This is a genomic window from Rhodococcus sp. NS-SX18 (genome assembly GCF_057367935.1).
In genome coordinates, this window is sequence record NZ_CM170633.1 from 5,346,231 (window position 1) to 5,368,577 (window position 22,347).

The 22,347-nt window shown below is 69.3% G+C and carries 27 protein-coding genes; 18 read left to right on the forward strand and 9 right to left on the reverse strand.

Going from position 1 to position 22,347, the window contains the following annotated elements:
- Window positions 1-105: 105 nt before the first annotated feature.
- From AC2IPW_RS24605 to AC2IPW_RS24625, 5 genes are all read right to left on the reverse strand, one after another.
- On the reverse strand, window positions 106-303 hold the full coding sequence (locus AC2IPW_RS24605; RefSeq protein ID WP_003934945.1) for a hypothetical protein: 198 nt from the start codon (window positions 301-303) through the stop codon (window positions 106-108).
- Window positions 300-1,151: a carbohydrate ABC transporter permease gene (locus AC2IPW_RS24610; RefSeq protein WP_003934946.1), complete on the reverse strand. Its 852-nt coding sequence runs from the start codon at window positions 1,149-1,151 to the stop codon at window positions 300-302. The genes AC2IPW_RS24605 and AC2IPW_RS24610 overlap by 4 nt, the downstream gene beginning before the upstream one ends.
- A complete protein-coding gene (locus AC2IPW_RS24615) occupies window positions 1,148-2,230 on the reverse strand; it encodes a carbohydrate ABC transporter permease (protein ID WP_486375912.1) in 1,083 nt (360 codons plus the stop codon). Before AC2IPW_RS24615 ends, AC2IPW_RS24610 begins: the two co-directional genes overlap by 4 nt.
- Window positions 2,231-2,244: 14 nt before the next feature.
- Entirely contained in the window at window positions 2,245-3,522 is a 1,278-nt protein-coding gene (locus AC2IPW_RS24620; protein WP_371382756.1) for an ABC transporter substrate-binding protein, read from the reverse strand.
- Between the two features lie 146 nt (window positions 3,523-3,668).
- Window positions 3,669-4,742: an ABC transporter ATP-binding protein gene (locus tag AC2IPW_RS24625; RefSeq protein ID WP_486375913.1), complete on the reverse strand. Its 1,074-nt coding sequence runs from the start codon at window positions 4,740-4,742 to the stop codon at window positions 3,669-3,671.
- An 89-nt stretch (window positions 4,743-4,831) separates the two neighbouring features.
- Here AC2IPW_RS24625 and AC2IPW_RS24630 point away from each other — a divergent pair, with 89 nt between their 5' ends.
- Together AC2IPW_RS24630 and AC2IPW_RS24635 are read left to right on the forward strand one after the other, a co-directional pair.
- The gene (locus AC2IPW_RS24630) at window positions 4,832-5,641 is read left to right on the forward strand and encodes a DUF2786 domain-containing protein (protein ID WP_486375914.1); all 810 of its coding nucleotides are present in this window, start codon (window positions 4,832-4,834) and stop codon (window positions 5,639-5,641) included.
- Window positions 5,638-6,153 carry a TIGR04338 family metallohydrolase gene (locus AC2IPW_RS24635; RefSeq protein ID WP_486375915.1) on the forward strand — a complete coding sequence of 172 codons (516 nt, stop codon included), beginning with the start codon at window positions 5,638-5,640 and terminating at the stop codon, window positions 6,151-6,153. Before AC2IPW_RS24630 ends, AC2IPW_RS24635 begins: the two co-directional genes overlap by 4 nt.
- A 4-nt stretch (window positions 6,154-6,157) precedes the next feature.
- Here the strand turns inward: AC2IPW_RS24635 and AC2IPW_RS24640 are convergent, their stop codons facing one another.
- Window positions 6,158-6,379 carry a CsbD family protein gene (locus tag AC2IPW_RS24640; RefSeq protein WP_450120911.1) on the reverse strand — a complete coding sequence of 74 codons (222 nt, stop codon included), beginning with the start codon at window positions 6,377-6,379 and terminating at the stop codon, window positions 6,158-6,160.
- A gap of 294 nt (window positions 6,380-6,673) precedes the next feature.
- Here AC2IPW_RS24640 and AC2IPW_RS24645 point away from each other — a divergent pair, with 294 nt between their 5' ends.
- The 10 genes from AC2IPW_RS24645 to AC2IPW_RS24690 are packed head-to-tail and all read left to right on the forward strand — an operon-like array spanning window position 6,674 to window position 12,157.
- Window positions 6,674-7,375 (forward strand): hypothetical protein, encoded by a 702-nt coding sequence (locus AC2IPW_RS24645; RefSeq protein ID WP_486375916.1) that lies wholly within the window; start codon window positions 6,674-6,676, stop codon window positions 7,373-7,375.
- A gap of 5 nt (window positions 7,376-7,380) precedes the next feature.
- Window positions 7,381-8,655, forward strand: a complete 1,275-nt coding sequence (locus AC2IPW_RS24650; protein ID WP_450120913.1) for an SRPBCC family protein — start codon at window positions 7,381-7,383, stop codon at window positions 8,653-8,655.
- A complete protein-coding gene (gene gvpJ, locus AC2IPW_RS24655) occupies window positions 8,652-9,065 on the forward strand; it encodes a gas vesicle protein GvpJ (protein WP_017681635.1) in 414 nt (137 codons plus the stop codon). Before AC2IPW_RS24650 ends, gvpJ begins: the two co-directional genes overlap by 4 nt.
- Entirely contained in the window at window positions 9,065-9,862 is a 798-nt protein-coding gene (locus tag AC2IPW_RS24660) for a GvpL/GvpF family gas vesicle protein (protein ID WP_486375917.1), read from the forward strand. The genes gvpJ and AC2IPW_RS24660 overlap by 1 nt, the downstream gene beginning before the upstream one ends.
- Before the next feature lie 3 nt (window positions 9,863-9,865).
- Window positions 9,866-10,123, forward strand: coding sequence for a gas vesicle protein GvpG (locus AC2IPW_RS24665; protein WP_003934957.1), 258 nt, complete (start codon window positions 9,866-9,868; stop codon window positions 10,121-10,123).
- Between the two features lie 6 nt (window positions 10,124-10,129).
- Window positions 10,130-10,471, forward strand: a complete 342-nt coding sequence (gene gvpO / locus AC2IPW_RS24670) for a gas vesicle protein GvpO (protein WP_289381776.1) — start codon at window positions 10,130-10,132, stop codon at window positions 10,469-10,471.
- Window positions 10,468-10,857 (forward strand): gas vesicle protein, encoded by a 390-nt coding sequence (locus AC2IPW_RS24675; protein ID WP_003934959.1) that lies wholly within the window; start codon window positions 10,468-10,470, stop codon window positions 10,855-10,857. Before gvpO ends, AC2IPW_RS24675 begins: the two co-directional genes overlap by 4 nt.
- On the forward strand, window positions 10,850-11,638 hold the full coding sequence (locus tag AC2IPW_RS24680) for a GvpL/GvpF family gas vesicle protein (RefSeq protein ID WP_054371771.1): 789 nt from the start codon (window positions 10,850-10,852) through the stop codon (window positions 11,636-11,638). The genes AC2IPW_RS24675 and AC2IPW_RS24680 overlap by 8 nt, the downstream gene beginning before the upstream one ends.
- The gene (locus AC2IPW_RS24685; protein WP_003934961.1) at window positions 11,635-11,871 is read left to right on the forward strand and encodes a gas vesicle protein; all 237 of its coding nucleotides are present in this window, start codon (window positions 11,635-11,637) and stop codon (window positions 11,869-11,871) included. Before AC2IPW_RS24680 ends, AC2IPW_RS24685 begins: the two co-directional genes overlap by 4 nt.
- Window positions 11,864-12,157, forward strand: a complete 294-nt coding sequence (locus AC2IPW_RS24690; RefSeq protein WP_486375918.1) for a gas vesicle protein K — start codon at window positions 11,864-11,866, stop codon at window positions 12,155-12,157. The genes AC2IPW_RS24685 and AC2IPW_RS24690 overlap by 8 nt, the downstream gene beginning before the upstream one ends.
- A gap of 10 nt (window positions 12,158-12,167) precedes the next feature.
- On the opposite strand, the gene AC2IPW_RS24695 is transcribed toward AC2IPW_RS24690, so the two are convergent.
- Together AC2IPW_RS24695 and AC2IPW_RS24700 are read right to left on the reverse strand one after the other, a co-directional pair.
- Window positions 12,168-13,304: an acyl-CoA dehydrogenase family protein gene (locus AC2IPW_RS24695; RefSeq protein WP_124258481.1), complete on the reverse strand. Its 1,137-nt coding sequence runs from the start codon at window positions 13,302-13,304 to the stop codon at window positions 12,168-12,170.
- 9 nt (window positions 13,305-13,313) lie between these two features.
- The gene (locus tag AC2IPW_RS24700; RefSeq protein WP_003934964.1) at window positions 13,314-14,486 is read right to left on the reverse strand and encodes an acyl-CoA dehydrogenase family protein; all 1,173 of its coding nucleotides are present in this window, start codon (window positions 14,484-14,486) and stop codon (window positions 13,314-13,316) included.
- A gap of 181 nt (window positions 14,487-14,667) precedes the next feature.
- Here AC2IPW_RS24700 and AC2IPW_RS24705 point away from each other — a divergent pair, with 181 nt between their 5' ends.
- The gene (locus AC2IPW_RS24705) at window positions 14,668-15,306 is read left to right on the forward strand and encodes a TetR/AcrR family transcriptional regulator (RefSeq protein ID WP_054371767.1); all 639 of its coding nucleotides are present in this window, start codon (window positions 14,668-14,670) and stop codon (window positions 15,304-15,306) included.
- A gap of 6 nt (window positions 15,307-15,312) precedes the next feature.
- Here AC2IPW_RS24705 and AC2IPW_RS24710 read toward each other — a convergent pair whose 3' ends face one another.
- Window positions 15,313-15,789 (reverse strand): nitroreductase family deazaflavin-dependent oxidoreductase, encoded by a 477-nt coding sequence (locus tag AC2IPW_RS24710; protein WP_486375919.1) that lies wholly within the window; start codon window positions 15,787-15,789, stop codon window positions 15,313-15,315.
- A 92-nt stretch (window positions 15,790-15,881) separates the two neighbouring features.
- On the opposite strand from AC2IPW_RS24710, the gene AC2IPW_RS24715 reads away from it, so the two are divergent.
- The 5 genes from AC2IPW_RS24715 (at window position 15,882) to AC2IPW_RS24735 (ending at window position 22,345) form a co-directional block, all read left to right on the forward strand.
- The gene (locus AC2IPW_RS24715; RefSeq protein WP_416062232.1) at window positions 15,882-16,676 is read left to right on the forward strand and encodes an LLM class F420-dependent oxidoreductase; all 795 of its coding nucleotides are present in this window, start codon (window positions 15,882-15,884) and stop codon (window positions 16,674-16,676) included.
- A gap of 123 nt (window positions 16,677-16,799) precedes the next feature.
- Window positions 16,800-18,026 (forward strand): acetyl-CoA acetyltransferase, encoded by a 1,227-nt coding sequence (locus AC2IPW_RS24720; RefSeq protein WP_486375920.1) that lies wholly within the window; start codon window positions 16,800-16,802, stop codon window positions 18,024-18,026.
- Window positions 18,027-18,036: 10 nt separating this feature from the next.
- Complete coding sequence (locus tag AC2IPW_RS24725) at window positions 18,037-19,554, forward strand: carotenoid oxygenase family protein (RefSeq protein WP_486375921.1); 1,518 nt, start codon at window positions 18,037-18,039, stop codon at window positions 19,552-19,554.
- 10 nt (window positions 19,555-19,564) lie between these two features.
- Window positions 19,565-20,506: a winged helix-turn-helix transcriptional regulator gene (locus AC2IPW_RS24730; protein WP_486375922.1), complete on the forward strand. Its 942-nt coding sequence runs from the start codon at window positions 19,565-19,567 to the stop codon at window positions 20,504-20,506.
- 36 nt (window positions 20,507-20,542) lie between these two features.
- Window positions 20,543-22,345 (forward strand): ABC transporter substrate-binding protein/permease, encoded by a 1,803-nt coding sequence (locus AC2IPW_RS24735; RefSeq protein ID WP_003934971.1) that lies wholly within the window; start codon window positions 20,543-20,545, stop codon window positions 22,343-22,345.
- The last annotated feature ends 2 nt before the right edge of the window (window positions 22,346-22,347 follow it).

Consider the following 22,347-nt stretch of genomic DNA (forward strand, 5'->3'; position numbering starts at 1 on the left):
CGGAGTTCCACCCCGATGTGACGGGTACCGCAGGCCGCGCAGACCCGGTCCGGCCCGCGGTCCGGGGTCGAGAAACCGGCCCCGACCTGCAGCGATGCGAGCCCCTCAGGAGCCGGTGCGCCGCCAGGCCCGGAACGTCAGCCCCCACGCCACCACGCAGGCGAGCAGCAGCAGCGACGGGGCCACCCCGGGCGTGGCGGACAGCAACCCGGCGACCGCGCCGACCAGCGCCAGCAGCGTGACCATCGTCAGGAACCCGAGCAGCAGCTCGAGTCGCTGCCGGCGCGACGGCCGTCGGCTCACGACTTGACGCCGCCCGCGGTCAGTCCCGCGATGATGCGACGTTGGAAGATCAGCACCATCACCACCAACGGCACCATCACCAGGGTGCCGCCCGCCATGATCGACGCATACGGGGTGACGTACGGGTCGGTTCCCGTGAAACGGGCCATCGCCACCGTCACCGGGGCGGTCTTCTCGGTCGACAGCTGCGACATGAGCAGGAACTCGTTGACGGTCGCGATGAACGCGAGGATCGCGGTGGTGAACAGCGCGGGCGCCGCGAGCGGCAGCATGATCATCCGGAACGCCTGCCCCCGGCTGGCGCCGTCCATGCGGGCGGCCTCCTCGAGCTCCCACGGCAACTCGGAGAAGAACGACGTCAGGGTGTAGATCGTCAGCGGCAGCACGAACGAGATGTTCGGGATGATCAGGGCCTGGTACGTCCCGATCCAGTCCAGGTCGGTGAACAGCTGGAACAGCGGCGTCACCAGCGCGACGACGGGGAACATCGACGCACCGAGGATGATGCCGGTGACGAAGTACTTGCCGCGGAAGTCGTACCGCGACAGGGCGTAGGCGGTGAACACACCGACCAGCAGCGCGATCGCGGTGGTGGCCCCGGCGATGATCACGCTGTTGAGCAGCGCCCGGGAGAAGTTGACCTTCGCCGACGGATCCAGGGCGTCCGCGAAGTTCTGCAGCGTCGGATTCGACGGCCACAGCGTGGTGCTGAAGGTGTCGGCCGGGTCGCGCAGCGCCGTGACGATCATCCAGTAGCACGGGGCCAGGCCCCACACGACGATGAGCGCGACGCCGACGTAGGTGCCGATACTGCCGCGCAGTGCCTTGCCGGTGCCCGGTCGGCTCATGCCGGGGTCCCCTTCCGCTGTTCTTCCTGCGTGCGCACCGCGTTGGCACCGAGGAACCGGACCAGGACGAACGCCACCGCGAAGATGATGAGGAACGTGATCGTCGACAGGGCCGACGCGGAGTTCGCGCCCTGACGCATCTGGTCGACCACCAGCACCGAAATGGTCGAGGTGGCCGGGTTGGAGCCCATCATGATGGCGGGCAGGTCGTACATGCGCAGCGCGTCCATCGTGCGGAACAGGATCGCGACCATGAGCGCGGGCTTGACCAGCGGCAGCGTGATCTGGGTGAACCGCTGCCAGGCGGTGGCACCGTCGACCTTCGCCGCCTCGTACACGTCCGACGGGATCATCTGCAGCCCGGCCAGGATGAGCAGCGCCATGAACGGTGCGGTCTTCCACACGTCGGCGACGATGATCGCGAAGCGCGCGGGCCACGGGTCGGCGGTCCACAGGATCTCGGTGCCGAGGATCTGATTGGCGATGCCGTCGTTGGCGAAGATGAAGAACCACAGCTTCGCGGTGACCGCCGTCGGGATCGCCCACGGCACGAGCACGGACGCGCGCAGCAGGCCGCGCCCGCGGAACGACTTAGCCATCACCAGCGCCATCGCGAAGCCGATGACCGTCTCGAGCGCCACCGTCACCACGGTGAAGAAGAAGGTGTTGCCGACCGAACCCCAGAACTGCGAGCCGAGGGTGCCCGGTGGGCACGGGATCGAGCCCGTCGCGGTGCCGCAGGTCTGCGTGATCCAGCGGACGTAGTTCTCGACTCCGACGAAACCGCCGGTGACGAACCGGCCCGTCTCGGGGTCGAGTTTCTTCGCGTCGCCGTGGAACGACATCCATACCGCCCGGCCGAGCGGATACAGGATGACGACGGCCAGCACGACCAGGGTCGGCGCGACGAACGCCCACACCGGGATCCGCCGGCGCGGCTTCGCGGCCGCGGCCGGCGGCTCGGGGGGTTCGGGGGCTCGGTGCCGGCCGCCTCCACGGCCACGGTCGGGACCGAGCACTGCGGTCCCGACCGTGGTGAGAGGCGACTGATCCGCGGGCTCGACCTGCGGCTTCGCCATGTACTACTCCTGCATCAGTTGCCGGCGGTCTCGATGCCGGCGCGGGTGTCCGCGAGCGCCTGGTCGACCGTCTTCTCACCGCGGATCGCCGCGTAGGCGTTGTCGCGGATGGCCTTGGAGACCTGCGAGTAGTACGGGGTGACCGGACGCGGCTGCGCGTTGGCCAGGGATTCCTTCAGGGTCGCGAAGTACGGGTACTGCTCGAGGATCTGCGGGTCGTCGTAGACCTCCTCGAGGACCGGCGCGCCGCCGGCCTCGGCGTAGTAGGTCTGCGACTTACGCGTCTGCATGAACTCGAGGAAGTCGCGGGCCGTCGCCGGCGCGTCGGAGAACGCGCTGATACCGACGTTGTAGCCGCCCAGGGTGGAGGCGCCGGGGCCGTCCACGCCCGGCAGCACGGCGATGCCGTAGCGGCCGGCGACCGACGAGGACTCGCCGTCGGTGAAGAAGCCCGGCCAGGTCCGCATGAACAGGGCGCGGCCCTCACCGAAGGCGTTCTGCGACTCGCCCTCGGTGTAGGTCTGTGCGGCTTCGGGGATGGTGCCGTCCTCGAACGAGTCGACAATGAACTGCAGGCCCTCGGCGGTCTTGTCGTCGATGGCGGGGGTGGTGCCGTCCTCGGCGACGAAGGCTCCGCCGTAGGCGTTGACGATCTCGGAGACGTTGACCGTCAGGCCCTCGTAGTTCTTGAACTGCCCGACGTAGCAGTCGATGCCCGCCTCCTGCGCCTTCGGGCACTGCTCCTTCAGCTCCGTCCACGTGGCCGGGGCCTTGTCGACCAGGTCCGTGCGGTAGTACAGGAACGCGCCGTTGGTGTTCTTCGGCGCCGCGTACAGGGTGCCGTTGTAGGTGGCCGAGTCGACCGTGGCGGGCAGCAGGCCGTCGGTCTCGATCGCGTAGTCACCCTCGAGCGGTCGCAGCCAGCCGTTGGCCGCGAACTCGGCGGTGTTGGTGACGTCCACGGCAATGAGGTCGTACTCGTCGCTCTGGGCCTGCATGCGCTGGGTGATGTCGTCGCGCTGCTGGTCCGCTTCCTTACCCAACGGCTTGAAGGTGACCTGCTCGTCCGGGTTCTCCGCGTTCCAGTCGGCGATGATGCTCTCGAGTGCCGTGTTCAGCGGATCCTGACCCTCGACGATCGTGATCGGTCCGCGGCCCTCACCGCCGGCGGCGGTGCCCCCTTCGCTGCCCGAGTCCGAGCCGCCGTCGGAGGAACAGGCCGTGAGCACCAGCATCGACGCGGCGGACGCCGCGACCGCCGCGCGGCGCATCGCCTTCGAGTTCAGAATCATGAATGACTCCCCGTTGAGATCGTGAGAAAACCCTCGTCGGCGGCACCGGGCCACCGACATCGGCCCTTACTCTGGCATGGAGGGCACCGAACTGCAGGCATTCCCCCTGACCTTGATCGGTTCCGTGTCGGCGCCGCGGCACCCGGTCAGCCCAGGCGACGACCGTCGGATGTGGTGAAGACGTGCACCTGGTCGGGATCGAACCGCAGGTGCACCCGCTCGCCCTTCTGCGGCGGATTCCGCCAGTCCCCGCGCGCGACGATCTGCTGCGGACGGCCGGCGACCTGGGCGCGGCCGTAGACGTAGGCGTCGGAGCCGAGTTCCTCGACGACGTCGACGTCCATCGCGAGACCGTCGGGTGCGATCTCGAAATGCTCGGGGCGGATGCCGACCACCACCTCGGACTCGGTGACCCGGCCGACGACGTCGCGCGGCACCTGCACGGCGGTGTCGCCGAGCATCACCCCGCGGTCGAAGACCGGCAGCGTGAACAGGTTCATCGCCGGTGAACCCATGAACCCGGCGACGAACACGTTGGCGGGCTTGTTGTAGAGCACGCGCGGGGAGGCGCACTGCTGCAGGATCCCCTTGTCGAGCACGGCGACGCGGTCGCCCATCGTCATCGCCTCCACCTGGTCGTGCGTGACGTAGACGGTGGTGGTGCCGAGGCGGCGCTGCAGCTGCGCGATCTGGGTGCGGGTCTGCACGCGCAGCTTCGCGTCGAGGTTGGACAACGGCTCGTCCATCAGGAACACCTGCGGCTGACGGACGATGGCACGGCCCATGGCGACGCGCTGCCGCTGACCGCCGGACAGCGCCTTGGGTTTGCGGTCGAGGTACTGCTCGAGGTCGAGCATCTTCGCCACCTCCTCGACCCGCGCCCGGATCTCCGCCTTCGGCGTCTTGGCGAGCTTGAGCGCGAAGCCCATGTTTTCGGCGACGGACATGTGCGGATAGAGGGCGTAGTTCTGGAACACCATCGCGATGTCCCGGTCCTTGGGCTCCTGCGCCGTGACGTCGCGGCCCCCGATGAGGATGCGCCCACTGTGCACCTGTTCGAGCCCCGCGAGCATGCGCAGGGAGGTGGACTTGCCGCAGCCGGACGGACCGACCAGGACGAGGAACTCGCCGTCCTCGATCTCGAGGTTCAGCGCGTCGACGGCAGGCGTATTCGACCCGGGGAACAGACAGGTCGCGTGGTCGAAGGTCACTGGGGCCATGGCAGGAGAATAGGCGACCCCGTCGCCGTGGTGTCCTCTCGGATCGCCACAGGCCCGGAAAGGCACCACGGCAGGCGTAACCTGCCTGAGTGAGTTCGGAGAAGATGCTGACCCGCATCGGTGGCCTGCTCCGTCAGGCAGAATCCACCGACAACCCCCACGAAGCCGACGCGTTCCTCGCCGCCGCACAGCGGCTGGCCACGGCCGCGTCGGTGGATCTGGCGGTCGCGCGTGCCCACACGGCGAGCCGGGAGCGCCGGGCGGCGCCGGTGCAGCGCCTGATCACTATCGGGGAGAGCGGGAAGAAGGGGCTGCGCACGTACGCGCAGCTCTTCCTGGCGATCGCCGCCGCCAACGACGTGCAGTGCGATATCACCACGACGTCGACGGTGATCTACGCCTACGGCTTCGCCTCCGACATCGACGTGTGCGAGGCCCTGTACTCGTCACTGCTGGTGCAGATGGTCCGCGCCTCCGACGCGTACCTGCGTTCGGGCACCTACAAGGACGAGACGACGGTACGCACGGTGGTCGAGACGCGCGGGGGGCGGCGGGTGCGCACGCGGGTGCGCCGGCCCGTCGCGGCCGTCACCGCGCGGCTGAACTTCCAGTCGGCATTCGCGACGCGCATCGGGCAGCGACTGTCGGACGCCAAGCAGGACATCGAGCGGGAGGCGAGCGTCGACACGCCCGGGGCGGCCCTGGCGCTGCGCGACAAACAGATCGAGCTGCGGGACTTCTACCGCAGCACGTCCGAGGCGCGCGGCAGCTGGCGCGGACCCGCGACGGGGGTGGGACACTCGTCCGACGCCCGTCGTGCCGGGGACCGAGCGGGGCGGCAGGCGCGCCTGGGTACCGGCCCGGAACTGCCGGCCGCGGCCCCGAGGTTGCCGCGGTGACCCGGCTGCGCGACACCCAGAGGACCGCCGTCTACGAGGCGGAATCGTTGGTACGCACGATGTTCGACCGGGCCGACGAGCGCGGCCTGCGGGTGGTGGAGCTGGCCGGATCGCAGGTCACGCTGCCGGTGGAGCGGCGCTTCGCCTCCCTCGAGTCCGTCCAGGCGTATGTGGACTCGGTGCTGGCGCTGAACTGGGTGCGGGCCCGCTGGCCGCGGGCGTCGGTGCGAGCACGCGTCCGGGCACGCGCCGGAAATTCTGCCGCCCACTACGAAAGTGATTGCGCCACAATCGCACTCCCGGAGCACCACGCCAATACCGCGTGGGCGTTCCGGGAACTGGTGGTGTTGCACGAGCTGGCACACCATCTGGACCCGTCCGATCCGGACGACCCGACCGAACCGCCGCACGGGCCCGCGTTCGTCGACCGGTTCCTGACCCTGGTCGGCGAGATCGTCGGGCCCGAGGCGGCGTTCGCCCTGCGCGCCTGCGGCATCGCCGCCTGCGAATGACGGCTCAGCGGAGATCGGAGCGATGTGACCTGTTCTTGAATCGCCCTTGGGCATTCCTTACCGCGTGCGTGAGATTGTCACCGAACCCCTTGATTCGCCCGGAGACCTGGCCGCGCCGACCCACGCTCTGCAGGTTCTTGTTTCCGGTCCGCTTGCCCAGGTTGTAGCGGGTCTTGCCGACCATCTCCTCGGCCTTGTGCATCATCCTGTTGGCGAGGTGAGCCATGGTGCCCTCCTTGTGGATTCCGGCGAGGACGGAGCCGCGCCCCGTCGAGTGTTGCGATACCCGCGGCGCACCGCCCGGAAACGCCGCTTGGGCATACCGATCGGTTCGTTATCACACCCCTGTCGTGACGGATGGGCATTCCGGTCGATCGTCAGCGAATCGATGTTTGAAATGCGTAGTGTGGGCTACATCACATTCGAACCGCACCGCGGGCCCACCGCATCGGACGAGACACCGTGCGCGACCGGAAACCTGCCCGCAACCGCGGCCACGTGCAGGCGAAGGAGAATGGTCATGAAAGGTGGGGCACGAGTCGCCGCCGGGGTGAGTATCGGATACTTCCTCGGACGCACGCACAAGATGCGGCTGGCATTGATGCTCGCGGGGGCAGGCCTGACGGGACGCCTGCCCAGCAATCCGCAGGACATCCTCAAGCGTGGGGCCTCGATGGTCGGGTCCTCACCGGAACTGGTCAAGATCACCGATTCGGTGCGGGGTGAGCTGATGAGCGCCGCCCGCGCGGCCGCGGTCACCGCCGCGAGCAATCGGATCGACTCGCTCAACGAGCGACTCCAGCAGCGGGCCGCCGGGCGTCCCAAGGTTTCCGAGGAGGAGCCGGAGGAAGAGGAGTACGCCGGCGAGGAGCCCGAAGACGAGTACGCAGAAGGCGAATACGAGGAAGAACCGGCCGAGGAGTCCGCCGAGGAGGAGTACCCGGACGAGGAGTCCGAAGAGGAGGAAACGCCGGAAGAGGAAGAGGGCGCTCCGGAGGAGGCGGAGGAAGAGGAGGCTCCCAAGCCCGCGCGCCGACGGCCGGCCGCCAGGCGACGCACTGCCGAATCCGCGAGCCGTCCCAAGACATCCCGAGCCCGGAAGGCGAAGGAACCGGAGGAGTCCGGCGACGAGGACGAGGAGCCGGCGAAGCCCCGGCGCCGCAGCACCCGTGCCGAGGCATCCGCCACCGGGCGCGCTCCGGTCCGGCGCACGAGGAAGTGAGTCCGATGACGCGATCACTCGAAGACGCCACCCGCCGGCTGGGCAAGACCGCCAGGGAGACGGCCGGCAAGGCCGGGAAGACCGCCACCGGCACCGCGGGACGGGCGGGAAAGACGGCCACCGGGGCGGCCGGCAGCGCCGGCAAAGCGGCACAGGATCTCTCGCCCACCAAGCACCTGCAGAAGTCGCTGCAGGGCCTGGCCGGCACCTTTGCCGAGCGTGCCCTGTCGACGGTCTCCGACAAGGTGACCGGAACGGCGGGACGCCTCAACGACTATGCCGAGGGCGGCGGCGGGAATCTGCTCGGCGCGATAACCGGTGTGCAGAAGTCCGCCGAGGGCAAGTCGCCGATCACCGCGGCGCTGAGCGGCGGGTTCGAGAACGTCAAGCAGACCGCCAAGGACAAGTTCGACGACGTCAAGGAATCCCTCGGCGGCGGCGAAGGCAAGGGTAAGGGCGGCGGCAACAAGAAGCTCAAGCTCACCAACATCGTCGAGCAGATCGACGTCGGTGTTTCGATCGACCTCGCCTACGACCTGTGGACGCAATTCGCCGACTGGCCGAAGTTCATGAAGAAGGTCGAGCAGGTCGAGCAGGCCTCCGACGAGAAGCTGCAATGGACCGGGAAGGTCTTCTGGTCCCGGCGCAACTGGGAGTCGACGATCCTCGAGCAGGTTCCGTTCGATCGGATCGTGTGGCGCTCGAAGGGCGCCAAGGGCTACATCGACGGGGCGGTGACCTTCCACGAGCTCGCCGACAATCTGACCCGGATCATCATGGTGCTCGAGTACCACCCGCGGGGGTTGTTCGAGAAGACCGCCAACCTGTGGCGCGCTGTCGGTCGACGAGCGCGCTTGGAACTCAAGCACTTCGAGCGGCACGTGATGACAGAGGCAGTTCTGCACCCGGACGATGTCGTGGGCTGGCACGGGGAGATCCGTGAAAGCAAAGTCGTCAAGGACGACGAGACCGCCCGGCGCGAGGAGGAGGAACGGGAACAGGAAGAGCAGGAGCAGGACGCCGGAGAGGAAGGCGCCGAGGACGAAGGCCTGCAGGACGAGACCGAGGACGAGGCCGAGGACGAAGGCGCCGAGGACGAGGCCGAGGACGAACTCCCCGAGGAGCAGGACGAGGAGGACGAGGGTCTGCAGGACGACGAGGACGAAGGCCTGCAGGACGAGACCGAGGAGGAGCCCGAAGAGGAGGACGAGGAGGAGGCACCGGCACGGCGGCGGCGCACGGGCACACGTAGGGGCGCCAGGCGAGGAGCACGCACATGACCATCCAACCCGCCGGCGGCGGGGGCGGAGGAGGAGGCGGCGGCACGATGGCCCGGCCGAACTCCTCCGGCCTCGCCGACGTCATCGACACCATCCTGGACAAGGGACTCGTCATCGACGCGTTCGTGCGAGTGTCGCTGGTGGGCATCGAGCTGCTGACCATCGACGCACGCATCGTCGTGGCCAGCGTCGACACCTATCTGCGGTTTGCCGAGGCGGTGAACCGGCTGGAGATCTCCGACAACGAACCGAAGGGCCTGCCCGACCTCGTCGGTGACATCACCCAGGGCGGGGCGAAGCACAAGACCAAGGGCGCGCTCGAGGCCGCGGGCGAGAAGGTGATGGACTTCCTCGGCGACGTCGAGGACAAGCGGCAGACGGCGAGCCGACCGAAGCGAAGGGGGGATTGATGTCCACCGATCAGGCCGCAGAGGCACCCGAGAGCGAAGGCGGGCAGAGCACCGCGATGTACGTCTACGGCATCGTGCCGGCCGACGTGGAGCCCGAGGAGCACGCGAAGGGCGTGGGAAAGCCTCAGAGCGACGTCGCGGTGGTGCGCCACGGCGACATCGCCGCCCTCGTCAGCGAGATCTCGGTCGACCGGCCCCTCGGCACGCCCGACGATCTGAAGGCCCACGCGGAACTGCTGGACGGTTCCGCGGCCGTCGCGCCTGTGCTGCCGTTGCGGTTCGGGGCGGTGATGACGGACGCCGAGGCGGTGGAGAAGGAGCTGCTCGAGGAGAACCACGACGAGCTGAAGGCGGCCCTCGACGAGCTCGAGGGCCGGGCACAGTTCGTGATCAAGGGCCGCTATGTCGAGAATGCCCTCCTACGCGAGGTACTCGACGAGAACTCCGAGGCCGCCCGGTTGCGCGAGGAGATCCGCGACAAGTCGGAGGATGCCACCCGCGACGCCCGAATGGCGCTCGGGGAGATCATCAACCAGGCGATCGAGGCCAAACGCGCCGAGGACACCCGTCGGGTGATCGACGCCCTCGAGGCCCTCGAACCGATGGTCAACGAGCGGCAGCCCACCCACGAGGAGGACGCGGCGCACATCGCCGTCCTCGTCGAGCTCGACCGGCAGGACGAACTCGAGGAGGCGGTCGGCTCGCTCGCACAGGAATGGGACGGCCGCGTCGAGATGACGCTGCTGGGCCCGATGGCGGCGTACGACTTCGTGATGAAGCGGGAACCGGAGGGCTGACGCATGGGACTGATCTCGGCCATCCTCACGCTGCCGCTGGCGCCGGTCAAAGGTGTGCTCTGGCTCGGCGAAGTCATCCAGGACCAGGTCGAGCAGAAGATGCACGACCCCGCGACCATCCGCAAGGAACTCGAGGAGATCGACGAGGCGGCGGCGGCCGGACATCTGTCGGAAGAAGAGAAGGAGAAGGCACAGCAGGCGGTGCTGGACCGCATGATCCGGCCGGGCGGCGGCACGACACCCGCCGCGAGGGGGGAGTGACAACCCGTGAGCGCCAAGGCCACGCCCGAGGATTCCGGCGACGTCCACGACGACGAGGAAGCGGGCGAACTGCCGCCCCTGACGGCAGCGCAGGCCGCCGCGGCCGCCCTCGAGCACCTCGTGGAGCTGACGTCGAAGGAGCCGCAGGGGGCCACGTCGGTGGAACCCACGGATCACGGCTGGACCGTGGAGGTCGAGGTGCTCGAGGACCGGCGCATTCCGTCGTCGGCGGACATGCTGGCCCTCTACGAGGTGGAGATCGACCTGGACGGAAACCTGCTGGCGTACCGCCGGACCAAACGGTACGGCCGCGGCAGCAGTGACATCGGCGAAAGGGACCGACGATGACGGTGGTGGGGGGCAGTTCGTCGCCGCAGCCGTACGGGGGCGGCCATCAGTCGACGAACCTCGGCGACATCCTCGAGCGGGTCCTCGACAAGGGCCTCGTGATCGCCGGGGACATCCAGGTGAACCTGCTCGATATCGAGTTGCTCACCATCAAACTGCGGCTGGTGGTCGCGTCACTCGAGACGGCGAAGGCGGTGGGCATCGACTGGTGGGAGTCGGATCCGTGGCTCAGCAGCAAGGCCCGCAACCGCGAGCTCGACAGGGAGGACGACAAGCTGGAACTCGAGAACCGGCGGCTGCGCGAGCGGATCGCCGAACTCGAGGCCGGGCAGGACCGGCGCGCGGCCGTCGAGAGCGCCCGTGACGAAGAGGAGGACCGTGACTGACGGAACGGGAGTGTGGCTGTACGCCGTGACGGACGACCGGCTCGCCGAGAAGGACCTCGGCGAGCTGACGGGCGTCGCCGGTGAGGCGGTACGCGCCGTGGGGTCCGGGGGGCTCACGGCCGTCGTGGGTTCGGTGCCACTCGAGGTGTTCGGGGCGGAAGCGCTGAAACGCCACCTCGAGGACATGCCATGGCTCGAGGCGACGGCCCGGACGCACGACGCGGTCGTCTCGGCCGTCGCCCAGCGCGGCCCGGCGATCCCGCTGCGCCTGGCGACCGTCTACCTCGACGACGCCCGCGTGCGCGACCTGCTGGACGAGCGGCAGGCGGATTTCGAGTCGGCGCTGACCCTCGTGACCGGCCGCACCGAATGGGGTGTCAAGGCGTACGGCGACCGTCAGGCGCTCGCCGACGCCGTGGCGGAGGCGCAGATCGCGAGTAGCGCCAAGGGATCGGGCACGGCGTATCTGCTCCGCCGCCGCGCGCAGCTGGCCGCGCAGGAGTCCGTCGAACGCGACGCCGCGGCCCGCGCCGACGAGATCCACTCCCGGTTACTGCGGCAGGCCGCCGCCGGCCGGCGGCAGGCCGCGACGGATCCGGCGCTGAGCGGCCGCCGGGACTGGATGGTGCTCAACGGCACCTACCTGGTGGACGACGACCGCGCGGACGAGTTCGCCACCGCAGTCGAGGAACTCGGCAAGGAGTACCCGGGAATCCGGCTCGAGCTGACCGGGCCGTGGCCGCCCTACTCGTTCGCCGGCGTCGAACGGGAGACCACATGAAGCACGTCGACCCGTCCGTGGACGGCGAGCGCCGCATCGCCCTGATCGATCTGCTGGACCGGGTGCTCGCCGGCGGTGTCGTCATCACGGGCGACATCAAGCTCTCGATCGCGGACGTCGACATGGTGCAGATCTCGCTGCGAGCGCTCATCTCCTCCGTCAGCACACTGTCGGTCACGGCGATCGAGCCGCCCGTCCCGCGGGACGCGTTGGAGCTTCCGGCCGATGACTGAATTCGAGGGCATTCCGCCGCGTATCGACTCCGATCCCGAGTCGGTCGAGCGCGGGCTGGTCACGCTCGTGCTCACCCTCGTGGAGCTGCTGCGGCAACTGATGGAACGGCAGGCGCTGCGGCGCGTGGACGAGGGCGACCTGAGCGACGAGCAGATCGAGCGGATCGGCACCACCCTCATGCTGCTCGAGGAGCGCATGGGGGAGCTGCGCGACCATTTCGGGCTCACCCCCGAGGATCTCAACATCGACTTCGGACCGCTGGGGACGCTGCTGCCCCGGGAGTGAGCCCGCATCGTCACATGCCGGCGACCTCGATGCGGTCGTAGTCCGCGACGGACCCGGCGAGCACCCGCACGTGGTCCTCCATGGTGCCGAGCGTGTGCTCGATCGCGGTCAGCCGGCTCACGTAGTGGCCCACCGGGTATTCGGCGGTGATGCCGATACCGCCGTGCATCTGGATCGCCTCGTGCCCGAGCTTGCGCGCCGACCGGCCCACCTGGAGCTTCGCCCGCGACGCGATGGTCGGGTCGACGATGCCGTCGGCGAGAGCCATGGTGGCGTACAGACTCATGCTCGACGCCAGTTCGAGCAGCACGTACATGTCGGCCGCGCGGTGGGTCAGCGCCTGGAAACGGGCGAGCGGAGCACCGAACTGCTTGCGCTGCTTGAGGTAGTCGGTGGTCAGGCGGAGCGTCTCGGACAGCGCGCCGACGGCCTCCGCGCACAGCGCGGCCTGAGCCCGCACCTGGGCGGCGGTGATCGCCGCGGTGGCGTCCGCGGCCTCACCGAGCGGCACGGCAGCCGCCGAGTCGAGGACGAGTTGCGCGGCGCGGCGCTCGTCGTGGGTGCGGTACGCGGTGCGGGTGACGCCGGTCGCGTCGGCGTCGACGAGGAACAGCCCGACCCCACCGTCCGGCAGCTGCGCCGAGACCAGGAACGTCTCGGCGCAGTCCCCGTGCAGCACAGGGTTCTTGCGGCCGGTGAGGGCCCAGCCGTCATCGCTGCGGGCGGCGCTCGTGGCGACCTCGGCTGCCGGCCAGCGGCTGCCCGGCTCGTCGTGGGCGAACGCGAGCAGCAGCGCGCCCTCCGAGAGGCGCGGCAGGATGTCCGCGCGCTGCTCGTCGGTGCCGATCTCGGCGACGAGGCCGCCCGGCAGAAACACCGCGTTCAGGAGCGGTTCGGGGGCCAGCGCCCGGCCGATCTCGCCCATCACGGCCATGATCTCCACCGGGCCGGCACCCATTCCGCCGTGCTCCTCGGCGAACGGCAGGCCGAGCACGCCGAGTTCGGCGAGCTGGCGCCACACGTCGGCGCTCCAGCCGCGGTCGGTGTCGGCGACCTTGTTACGGGTCTCGGTGTCGTAGGTGCCCGAGAGCACGTCCCGGACCGTCTTGCGAAGCAGGTCCTGTTCGGTATCGAGTTCGAAGTTCATGACAGTGGCTCACAATCCGAGGATCGAGGAGGCAATGATCGAGCGCTGCACCTCACTCGATCCGCCGTAGATGGACACCTTGCGGTAGTTCAGGTAGGTCGGGGCGGTGCGCTGCGCCCACTCCGGCGAGTCGATACCCTCCGCGCCGACCGGCAGCGAGTCGGGACCGGCGATGTCGGTGAGCAGTTCGGTGACCGCCTGCTGCAGCTCCGAGCCGCGCAGCTTGAGCAGCGACGACGCCGGATTGGGCTTGCCGTCGGCGGAACCGGCGACCACCCGCAGCTGGGTGAGTTCGAGCGTGAGGAGCTCGTTCTCGATCTCGGCGAGGCGCGCGGCGAACAGCGGATCGTCGAGCAGGGTGCCGGATCCGGCCCGGGTCTGTGCGGCGAGCTGCTTGGCGCGGGCGAGCCGGACCTTGGTGGCCCCGACGCGGGCGATACCGGTGCGTTCGTTGCCGAGCAGGAACTTCGCGTAGCTCCAGCCCGCGTTCTCCTCGCCGACGAGGTTCTCGGCGGGGACGCGCACGTTCTCGAAGAAGACCTCGTTGACCTCGTAGCTGCCGTCGACGAGCTTGATCGGACGGACGGTCAGGCCGGGGGTGTTCATGTCGATGAGCAGCATCGAGATGCCGGCCTGTTTCTTCGGCGCATCCGGGTCGGTGCGCACCAGGCAGAAGATCCAGTCGGCGTGCTGGGCGAGGGTGGTCCACGTCTTCTGGCCGTTGACGATGTAGTCGTCACCATCGCGCACTGCGCGGGTCTTGAGGGAGGCCAGGTCGGAGCCGGCCTCGGGCTCCGAGAATCCCTGGCACCACCAGATGTCGAGGTTCGCGGTGGCGGGCAGGAAGCGTTCCTTGAGTTCCTGCGACCCGAAGTGCGCGATCACGGGACCGATCATGGATGCGTTGAACGGCAGCGGATCGGGCACGGAGGCGAGCTGCATCTCGTCGAGCCAGATGTGGCGCTGGACGGGGGTCCAGTCCTTGCCACCCCATTCGACCGGCCAGTTCGGCACCGCCAATCCCTTGGCGTTGAGGATCTGCTGACTCCGGACGACCTCGTCGCGTTCCAGGTGCCGGCCGGCAGCGACTTTCTCTCGGATCTCGGCGGGGAACTCGGTGGTGAAGAACGTGCGCAGTTCGTCGCGGAACGCGAGCTCTTCGTCGGTGAGCTTCAGGTTCATGGGGGCCTTCCGTCACGGTTGTGCCTGTGCGAGCGCAACACCGGCGACGACCGATCCCCGCGCCGCGCTACCCGATTCGCCGGGACGCGGGGATGGTTCGCTCTGGTGCTGCCTACTCCCCGACTGTAACCTGACGGTGTAAGGTTGTCCAGGTTCCGGATCCGAAGAGGAGGGAGCGCCGATGGCCCGGCCCCGCACCCCGCTGCTCAGCCGCCCGCTCATCCGCGATACCGCGCTGCGCCTCGTCGACGAGCACGGCCTCGACGAACTGTCCATGCGCAAGATCGCCGCGGAGCTCGGTGTCCGCGCCCCGTCGCTCTACAGCCACTACGCGAACAAGGACGAGCTGCTCGACGACATCGCCGACCGGATCGGCGAGTCCGTCGACGTCAGCGGGTTCGACACCGACGACTGGCAGGACGCGCTACGCCGCTGGGCGAGGTCCTATCGCGCAGCCCTCGCCGAGCATCCGAATCTCGTCCCGTTCCTCGCACGCAGCCCCGGCCGGCGGGAGCTCGCCCTCGACCACGCCAACGCCGTGCACGGCGGCCTCACCCGGTGCGGCTGGCCCCCACGCACCGCAACCCTGATCGGCGCGTCGATCAAGTACCTCGTCGTCGGCTCGGCCATCGCCTCGTTCTCCGGGGGCTTCCTGGACGATCTCGCCATCTACCGGGAACGCTATCCGCATCTGTCGCAGGCACACCGGCTGCGCGAACACGCGGACGAGATCGACCGCGACGGCTTCGAACTGGCACTCGAATCGTTCCTGCAGGGACTGGCACAGCGGTTCGCGAGCCGCGCCGGGGCAGACCGCTGACGCGCCTCAGGTACGCCGCAACCGCACGAACCGCAGATGCCGGCCCGCCTCCCGGTAGTCGGTCTCGCTGCCGTCGACCTCGAACCCCATCGCCGCGCACAGCCGCGGCGCGACCTTCGGGTGCCGGCGCCCGTACCTCGCCATGAACTCCGCGGCCTCCTCCGGACCGAGAAACTCCGCGGTCACCGCGACGCGCTCACGACCCGACTCGACCCGCGCCGCGGGATGTGCCCGCAGGTTCCGGTACCAGTCGGTCTGCTGCCCGAAACCGACGGCCACGACGAACCCGCCGGACGTGTCCTCGTGGTTCACCACCTCGAGCACCGCCTGCCGGGGCGCACCGCTCCGCCGGCCGACGTGGTGCAGCAGCAGGAATCTGCGGCCCAGCACTCGTCCCAGCCCGATCCGGTAGAGGTGGACCGGAGCGCGCAGGAATCGGCGGCGCAGCCCGGTCGGGGGTGCGGCAGGCTCGGTGAGGCGCATTCCTCCACTGTGCGCCCGAGCCGTCGGCTGCACCACCGGAACGCGGCCGCGGATCGGCTGCGAGACCTGCGCGACAGCCCTACCGTTGACCCATGCACCGTCCCATACGCATCGGCCTCCAACTCCAGCCCCAGCACCAGCCCGACTACGGCAGGATCCGCGACACCGTGCGCCGCGCCGAGGACGCGGGCGCCGACATCGTCTTCAACTGGGACCACTTCTATCCCCTCTCCGGAGACCCGGACGGCGCCCACTTCGAATGCTGGACGATGCTCGGAGCCTGGGCTGAACAGACCGAGCGCGTCGAGATCGGAGCACTCGTCACCGGCGGTGGCTACCGCAACCCCGATCTGCTCGCCGACATGGCCCGCACCGTCGACCACATCAGCGGTGGCCGGCTCATCCTCGGCATCGGCGCCGGCTGGTTCGAGAAGGACTACGTCGAGTACGGCTACGACTTCGGCACCAAGGGCTCCCGGCTGAAACTGCTCGGCGAGTACCTGCCCCGGATCACCGCCCGCCTCGGCAAGCTCGAGCCGCAGCCCACCCGGCACATCCCGCTGCTCATCGGCGGCGGCGGGCCGCGTAAGACCATCCCGCTGGTCGCGCAGTACGCGGACATCTGGCACAGCTTCGGCGACCTCGACACCCACCGGGAGAAGGCCGAGATCCTCGCCGCGCGCTGCGCCGACGTCGGCCGTTCGCCGAACCAGATCGAGCGGTCCGTGCCGTGGCGCGGCACGGAGAACGCGGCCGCGCTGGTCGACGCCGGCGTCACCCTGTTCACGGTGGGCGTGAGCGGACCCGACTACGACCTGACGGATCTCGTCGAGGCGATCGGGTGGCGGGACGAGAACTCCGCGCCGCCGCTCTCCGGCCTGGCCTGACAACGGGGGTTCGCACCGCCGGGGACGCGGCGGCCGGGTGCCCGGTTCCCGACGACGCACCGTTGCGCCGGACCAGTCACTCTGTTTACTGTAGTTGAAACCACGGACGGTCGAACCCAGGCGGTGAGCGGCGTGAACCCTGAAGGCGTATGGATCGCCGGTGGATACCAATCCGACTTCGCGCGGAACCTCACCAGGGAAAATCTGACCGTCGCGGACCTCGTCGCCGAGACGGTGACGGAAACGCTGCGCGACGCCCGCATCGACGCCGCCGACGTCGGGGTGATCCACGTCGGCAACGCCTTCGGACAGCTCTACACCGGTCAGGGGCACCTCGGCGGCATGCCGGCCTCCGTGCTGCCCGAACTGTGGGGAATCCCGGCCACCCGGCACGAGGGGGCCTGCGCGTCCGGCTCCTTGGCCGTGCTCGCCGCGACGGCCGATCTCGAGGCCGGGCGCTACGACTGCGCCCTCGTCCTCGGCGTCGAACTCGAGCGGTGCGTCCCCGGCGACGCCGCCACCCGGGTCATGGATGCCGCGGCCTGGGTGGGACAGGAGGGCGCCGAGGCGAAGTACATGTGGCCGTACATGTTCGACAAGATCGCCGACGAGTACGACCGCCGCTACGGCCTGGACGACGAGCACCTGTGGGCGATCGCGGAACTGAACATCCGCAATGCGCGCGCCAATCCGAATGCCCAGACCCGCAACCGGACATACGGACCCGGCAGCTTCGGCCCGGACGAGACCGCCAATCCGGTGGTCGAAGGACGACTCCGCAGGGCCGACTGCAGTCCGCTGACGGACGGGGCCGCGGGCGTGGTGCTGCTGAGCAACCGCTACCTGAGCCGGCACCCCCGCACCGTCGACGACATGACCCGCATCCTCGGGTGGGGACATCGCACGGTCGGACTGTCCTTGTCCGGCAAGCTCACCCGCGGCGGCGACGATCCCCTCGTCATGCCGCACGTGCGCGCCACGATCGTCGACGCGTTCGAGCGGAGCGGCATCGGCGGCGTCCGGGACCTCGACCTGATCGAAACACACGACTGCTTCACCGTCGGCGAATACCTCGCCGTCGACCACTTCGGGATCACCGCCCCCGGACAGAGCTGGCGGGCGATCGAGAACGGCGACCTCGAGATCGGCGGCCGCATCCCCGTGAACCCCAGCGGCGGTCTCCTCGGCGGCGGACACCCGGTCGGCGCCACCGGAGTCCGGATGCTGCTCGACTGCCACCGCCAGATCACCGGGCGCGCCGGCGACTACCAGGTCCCCGGCGCCGCACGAGCCGCGACCCTGAACATCGGCGGAAGCACGACCACCACGGTCAGTTTCGTCGTCGGCTGAAAGGACATCCATGGAACTCGAGATCCTGGGACGGGCACTGTCCACCCTGCCCGCGGACGACGACCACCCGTACCGCACCGGTCCGTGGCGTCCGCAGCACACCGAGCATCGCGCCGACGACCTCGAGGTGGTCGGCGACCTGCCGGCCGATCTGGACGGCGTCTACCTGCGCAACACCGAGAACCCGGCGCACCCGGCACTCGAAGGTCTCTACCATCCGTTCGACGGGGACGGCATGGTGCACGTCGTCGGCTTCCGAGACGGAAAGGCCTTCTACCGAAACAGATTCGTGAGGACCGACGGTTTCCTGGCCGAGCAGGAGGCCGGCGGCCCGTTGTGGGCGGGCATCGCCGAACGGCCACAGAACTCGATCCGCCAGGACGGCTGGGGCGCTCGCGGCCGCATGAAGGATGCCTCCAGCACGGACGTCACCGTGCACCGCGGCGTCGCCCTGACCAGTTTCTGGCAGTGCGGCGACCTCTACCGCCTCGACCCGACCACGCTCGAGACCCTCGGCAAGGCCACATGGGACGGCCGGTTCCCCTCCGACTGGGGCGTTTCCGCGCATCCGAAGGCCGACGCCCGCACCGGCGAACTGCTGTTCTTCAACTACGGCACCGACGCCCCGTACATGCACTACGGCGTGGTCGATGCCGAGGATCGGCTGGTGCACTACGTCGACGTTCCCCTGCCCGGCCCGCGCCTGCCCCACGACATGGCGTTCACCGAGAACTACGCGATCCTCAACGACTGCCCCCTGTTCTGGATCCCGGAGGCTCTCGCATGCGGTAAGTACGTGCCGCGCTACCACCCCGACCTGCCGATGCGGCTCGGCGTCGTACCCCGGCGCGGCCGTGCGGACCAGGTCACCTGGTTCGACGCCGATCCGACCTACGTGCTGCACTGGACCAACGCCTACGAGGACGGCGACGAGATCGTGCTCGAGGGATTCCATCAGGAGACGCCGGAACCGCCGGACGACGGCACCGGAACGATCTACCGGCGGCTGTTCCGTTCGCTGGCGCTCGACCGCATGGGCACCCACCTGCACCGCTGGCGGTTGAACCTGCGCACCGGTTCGCTCACCGAGGAGCGGCTGTCCGAGTCCGTCACCGAATTCGGAATGATCAATCCGCATCACGGCGGCGTCCGTCACCGCTACACCTACGCCGCGACGGGGGTACCGGGCTGGTTCCTCTTCGACGGGCTCGTCAAACACGACGTGCAGACCGGTGCAGAGGAGCACTACTCGTTCGGCGAGGGCGTCTTCGGCAGCGAGACGGTGATGGCGCCCCGCACCGGGTCCGCGGGCGAGGACGACGGCTACCTGATCACGATCACCACCGACATGAACCGGGACCGGTCCGAATGCCTGGTCTTCGACGCACAGCGACCCGCGGACGGACCGCTCGCGCGGATCCGACTGCCCGAACGGGTCTCGAGCGGCACCCACTCGACGTGGGCGGCGGGGTCGGACCTCCCGGGATGGCGGGACGCGGACCGGGCCGGCGACGTCCTGAACCTATGATCATGTGTCGATGGCAGGTTCCGGCACGGTCACCGAACTCGAGCCGGGCGGTGACAACGCGATCGCGGTCACCCTCGGCATCCTCGGCGACGAATGGAACCTGTGGATCCTGCGGTACGCGTTGCAGGGCGACCGCCGCTACCGGGACTGGATCGAGCGGGGGGAGATCTCCAACGCGGTGCTGACCGCGCGGCTGACCCGCCTCACCGACTCGGAACTCCTCGAGCGGGTGCAGTACCAGACGCGGCCGGCCCGGCACGAGTACCGGTTGACGGCGCGCGGCCACGGCGTGTGGCCGGTCCTGCTCACCATGTGGGCGTGGGAACAGCAGTGGGCGCCGGACGACAGGGGGCAGCTCCCGGCCCGGAGGCACACGGTCTGCGCCGCCCGCTTCACCCCGGTCCTCGTCTGCGGCCACTGCGACCGTCCCGTCGGCGCACCCGACGTCGAGGCGCAGCTCGGCCCCAGCGGGCAGTGGTCGCGGAGCGTGCCGGCCGCGACCGGGCGCCGCCGGTCCGGCCGCGCCCGCTCGCCGGAGATCCTGCCGCACACGATGGAACTGCTCGGCGACCGGTGGTCGGCGGCACTGCTCGGGGCGGCGTTCCTCGGCGCCACCCGCTACGGGCAGTTCGCCGAGCGCATGGGTGCGCCGCCGACGGTGGTCGCCGGCCGGCTCCGGCGCTTCACCGAACTCGGCGTGCTTCAGGAACTGCCCAATCCCGCCCGCCCGGCGTGGGTGACCTACCACCTGACCGACAAGGGGCGCGCGTTCTTCCCCGTCGTCGCCTGCATGATCGACTGGGGGCTGCGCTGGTTCCGCGCACCGGAGGGACCGGCGATCGTCCTGTGTCACCGCGAGTGCGACCACACCTTCACCCCCGTCCTGGCGTGCAGTCACTGCGGGGAGCGGCTGCGGGCCTCCACGGTCTCGATCGAGCCGTCCGGCGGCTGACCCGCCCGGCGCCTCGATTCGGATTAGGCTCCCACCATGCCCGAATCCGTGATCGCGAAACGGAGCACCGTGGCAGCGCTGCTCCTGGCGGTGCTCCTGGCGCTGACCATGACGGCCTGCTCGTCGGGCGGTGATCGCTCGTCTGCTCCGCAAGACCTGTGTTCCCCGCCCGGAGTCGGCTCGGCGTCCGCGGCACCGGCGAACCTGGACACGTCGGCCGCCGCCGCGGAGGACCGGTACACGACGCCGGACGTGGTGCCCCTGGACTCGATCGACGTCGCGCGGCTGAACCTCATCACCCCCGGGGTGCTCACCGTCGGTACGCTCTCCGATGCGCCGCCGAGCATCTGCGTGAACTCGAGCGGCGAATTCACGGGCTACGACAACGAACTGCTGAAGGCGATCGCGGAAAAGCTCGGCCTGCGTGTGCAGTTCGTGGGCACCGAATTCGCGGGCCTGCTCGCCCAGGTGGCCGGCCGGCGCTTCGACGTCGGCTCGTCGTCGATCACCACCACCGACGAACGCCGCCAGTTGGTCGGCTTCACCAACGGCTACGACTTCGGGTACTTCTCGCTGGTCGTGCAGAACGGCAGCCCGATCCGCGGGTTCGGCGACCTGAACGCCGCCACGCGCGTGGGGGTCGTGCAGGGCACCGTGCAGGACGACTACGTCGTCAACACCCTCGGCCTCGATCCGGTGAAGTTCCCGGACTACAACACCGCCTACGCGAACCTGAAGACCGGCCAGATCGACGCGTGGGTGGCGCCGTCGCAGCAGGCCGAGGGTGCCATCGCCCCCGGCGATCCCACATCGATCGTGCAGAACACCTTCAGCCTCAACAACTTCGTCGGCTGGGCCGTCGCGAGGGAGAACCAACCGCTGATCGACGCCCTGAACTCCGGGCTCGACGCGCTGATCGCCGACGGCACCTGGGCCGAGCTGTACACCCAATGGGTGCCCAGGGAACTGCCCGAAGGCTGGAAACCCGGCAGCAGGGCCGCGCCGGAACCGGACCTACCGGACTTCGCGGCGCTGGCCGCCGAGAATGCCGCCACCGGCGAGGAACCGGCGTCGACTGAACCGAAGTCCACGCTCGAGCAGCTGCGCGAGACGTTCTTCTCGTGGGAGCTGTACCGGGATGCCTTCCCGGATCTGTTGAAGACCGGGTTGCCCAACACGCTGATCCTCGCCGTCACCTCGGGCGTCGCCGGGACGATCCTCGGCATGCTGCTCGCCATGGCCGGGATCTCCCGCACCCGCTGGCTGCGCTGGCCCGCCCGCGTCTACACCGACATCTTCCGCGGCCTGCCCGCCGTGGTGATCATCCTCCTCGTCGGCCTCGGCGCCGGACCGGTGGTGCAGGGCCTGACGGGCAACAACCCGTACTGGCTCGGCGCCGCCGCCCTGGCGCTGCTCGCGGCCGCCTACATCGGGGAGATCTTCCGGTCGGGCATCCAGTCGGTCGAACCGGGACAGATGGAGGCTGCCCGCGCTCTGGGCTTCAGCTACCGCCGGGCGCTGACGCTGGTGGTGATCCCCCAGGGCGTGCGGCGCGTGCTGCCCGCGCTGATGAACCAGTTCATCTCGCTCATCAAGGACTCGTCGCTCATCTACTTCCTCGGCCTGCTGGCCACCCAGCGGGAACTGTTCGCCGTCGGCCGCGACCTGAACGCCCAGACCGGCAATCTCTCCCCGCTCGTCGCGGCGGGCCTGTTCTATCTGATCCTCACGGTGCCGCTGACGCACCTCGTGAACTACATCGACCACCGCCTGCGCACCGGCCGGCCCGAGGCCACCCTCGACCCGCTCGAACAGGAACTCGTCGTGGAGAGGGGCTGACC

Bases quoted from the DNA above. Each gene is read 5' to 3' on its own strand.
- AC2IPW_RS24665 (WP_003934957.1), top strand. From the start codon at position 9,866: ATGGGACTGATCTCGGCCATCCTCACGCTGCCGCTGGCGCCGGTCAAA.
- AC2IPW_RS24620 (WP_371382756.1), bottom strand. From the start codon at position 3,522: ATGATTCTGAACTCGAAGGCGATGCGCCGCGCGGCGGTCGCGGCGTCC.
- AC2IPW_RS24690 (WP_486375918.1), top strand. From the start codon at position 11,864: ATGACTGAATTCGAGGGCATTCCGCCGCGTATCGACTCCGATCCCGAG.
- AC2IPW_RS24730 (WP_486375922.1), top strand. From the start codon at position 19,565: ATGGCAGGTTCCGGCACGGTCACCGAACTCGAGCCGGGCGGTGACAAC.
- AC2IPW_RS24625 (WP_486375913.1), bottom strand. From the start codon at position 4,742: ATGGCCCCAGTGACCTTCGACCACGCGACCTGTCTGTTCCCCGGGTCG.
- AC2IPW_RS24715 (WP_416062232.1), top strand. From the start codon at position 15,882: ATGCACCGTCCCATACGCATCGGCCTCCAACTCCAGCCCCAGCACCAG.
- AC2IPW_RS24610 (WP_003934946.1), bottom strand. From the start codon at position 1,151: ATGAGCCGACCGGGCACCGGCAAGGCACTGCGCGGCAGTATCGGCACC.
- AC2IPW_RS24710 (WP_486375919.1), bottom strand. From the start codon at position 15,789: ATGCGCCTCACCGAGCCTGCCGCACCCCCGACCGGGCTGCGCCGCCGA.
- AC2IPW_RS24645 (WP_486375916.1), top strand. From the start codon at position 6,674: ATGAAAGGTGGGGCACGAGTCGCCGCCGGGGTGAGTATCGGATACTTC.
- gvpJ (WP_017681635.1), top strand. From the start codon at position 8,652: ATGACCATCCAACCCGCCGGCGGCGGGGGCGGAGGAGGAGGCGGCGGC.
- AC2IPW_RS24615 (WP_486375912.1), bottom strand. From the start codon at position 2,230: ATGGCGAAGCCGCAGGTCGAGCCCGCGGATCAGTCGCCTCTCACCACG.
- AC2IPW_RS24705 (WP_054371767.1), top strand. From the start codon at position 14,668: ATGGCCCGGCCCCGCACCCCGCTGCTCAGCCGCCCGCTCATCCGCGAT.
- AC2IPW_RS24675 (WP_003934959.1), top strand. From the start codon at position 10,468: ATGACGGTGGTGGGGGGCAGTTCGTCGCCGCAGCCGTACGGGGGCGGC.
- AC2IPW_RS24660 (WP_486375917.1), top strand. From the start codon at position 9,065: ATGTCCACCGATCAGGCCGCAGAGGCACCCGAGAGCGAAGGCGGGCAG.
- AC2IPW_RS24735 (WP_003934971.1), top strand. From the start codon at position 20,543: ATGCCCGAATCCGTGATCGCGAAACGGAGCACCGTGGCAGCGCTGCTC.
- AC2IPW_RS24695 (WP_124258481.1), bottom strand. From the start codon at position 13,304: ATGAACTTCGAACTCGATACCGAACAGGACCTGCTTCGCAAGACGGTC.
- AC2IPW_RS24650 (WP_450120913.1), top strand. From the start codon at position 7,381: ATGACGCGATCACTCGAAGACGCCACCCGCCGGCTGGGCAAGACCGCC.
- AC2IPW_RS24685 (WP_003934961.1), top strand. From the start codon at position 11,635: ATGAAGCACGTCGACCCGTCCGTGGACGGCGAGCGCCGCATCGCCCTG.
- AC2IPW_RS24725 (WP_486375921.1), top strand. From the start codon at position 18,037: ATGGAACTCGAGATCCTGGGACGGGCACTGTCCACCCTGCCCGCGGAC.
- AC2IPW_RS24700 (WP_003934964.1), bottom strand. From the start codon at position 14,486: ATGAACCTGAAGCTCACCGACGAAGAGCTCGCGTTCCGCGACGAACTG.
- AC2IPW_RS24640 (WP_450120911.1), bottom strand. From the start codon at position 6,379: ATGGCTCACCTCGCCAACAGGATGATGCACAAGGCCGAGGAGATGGTC.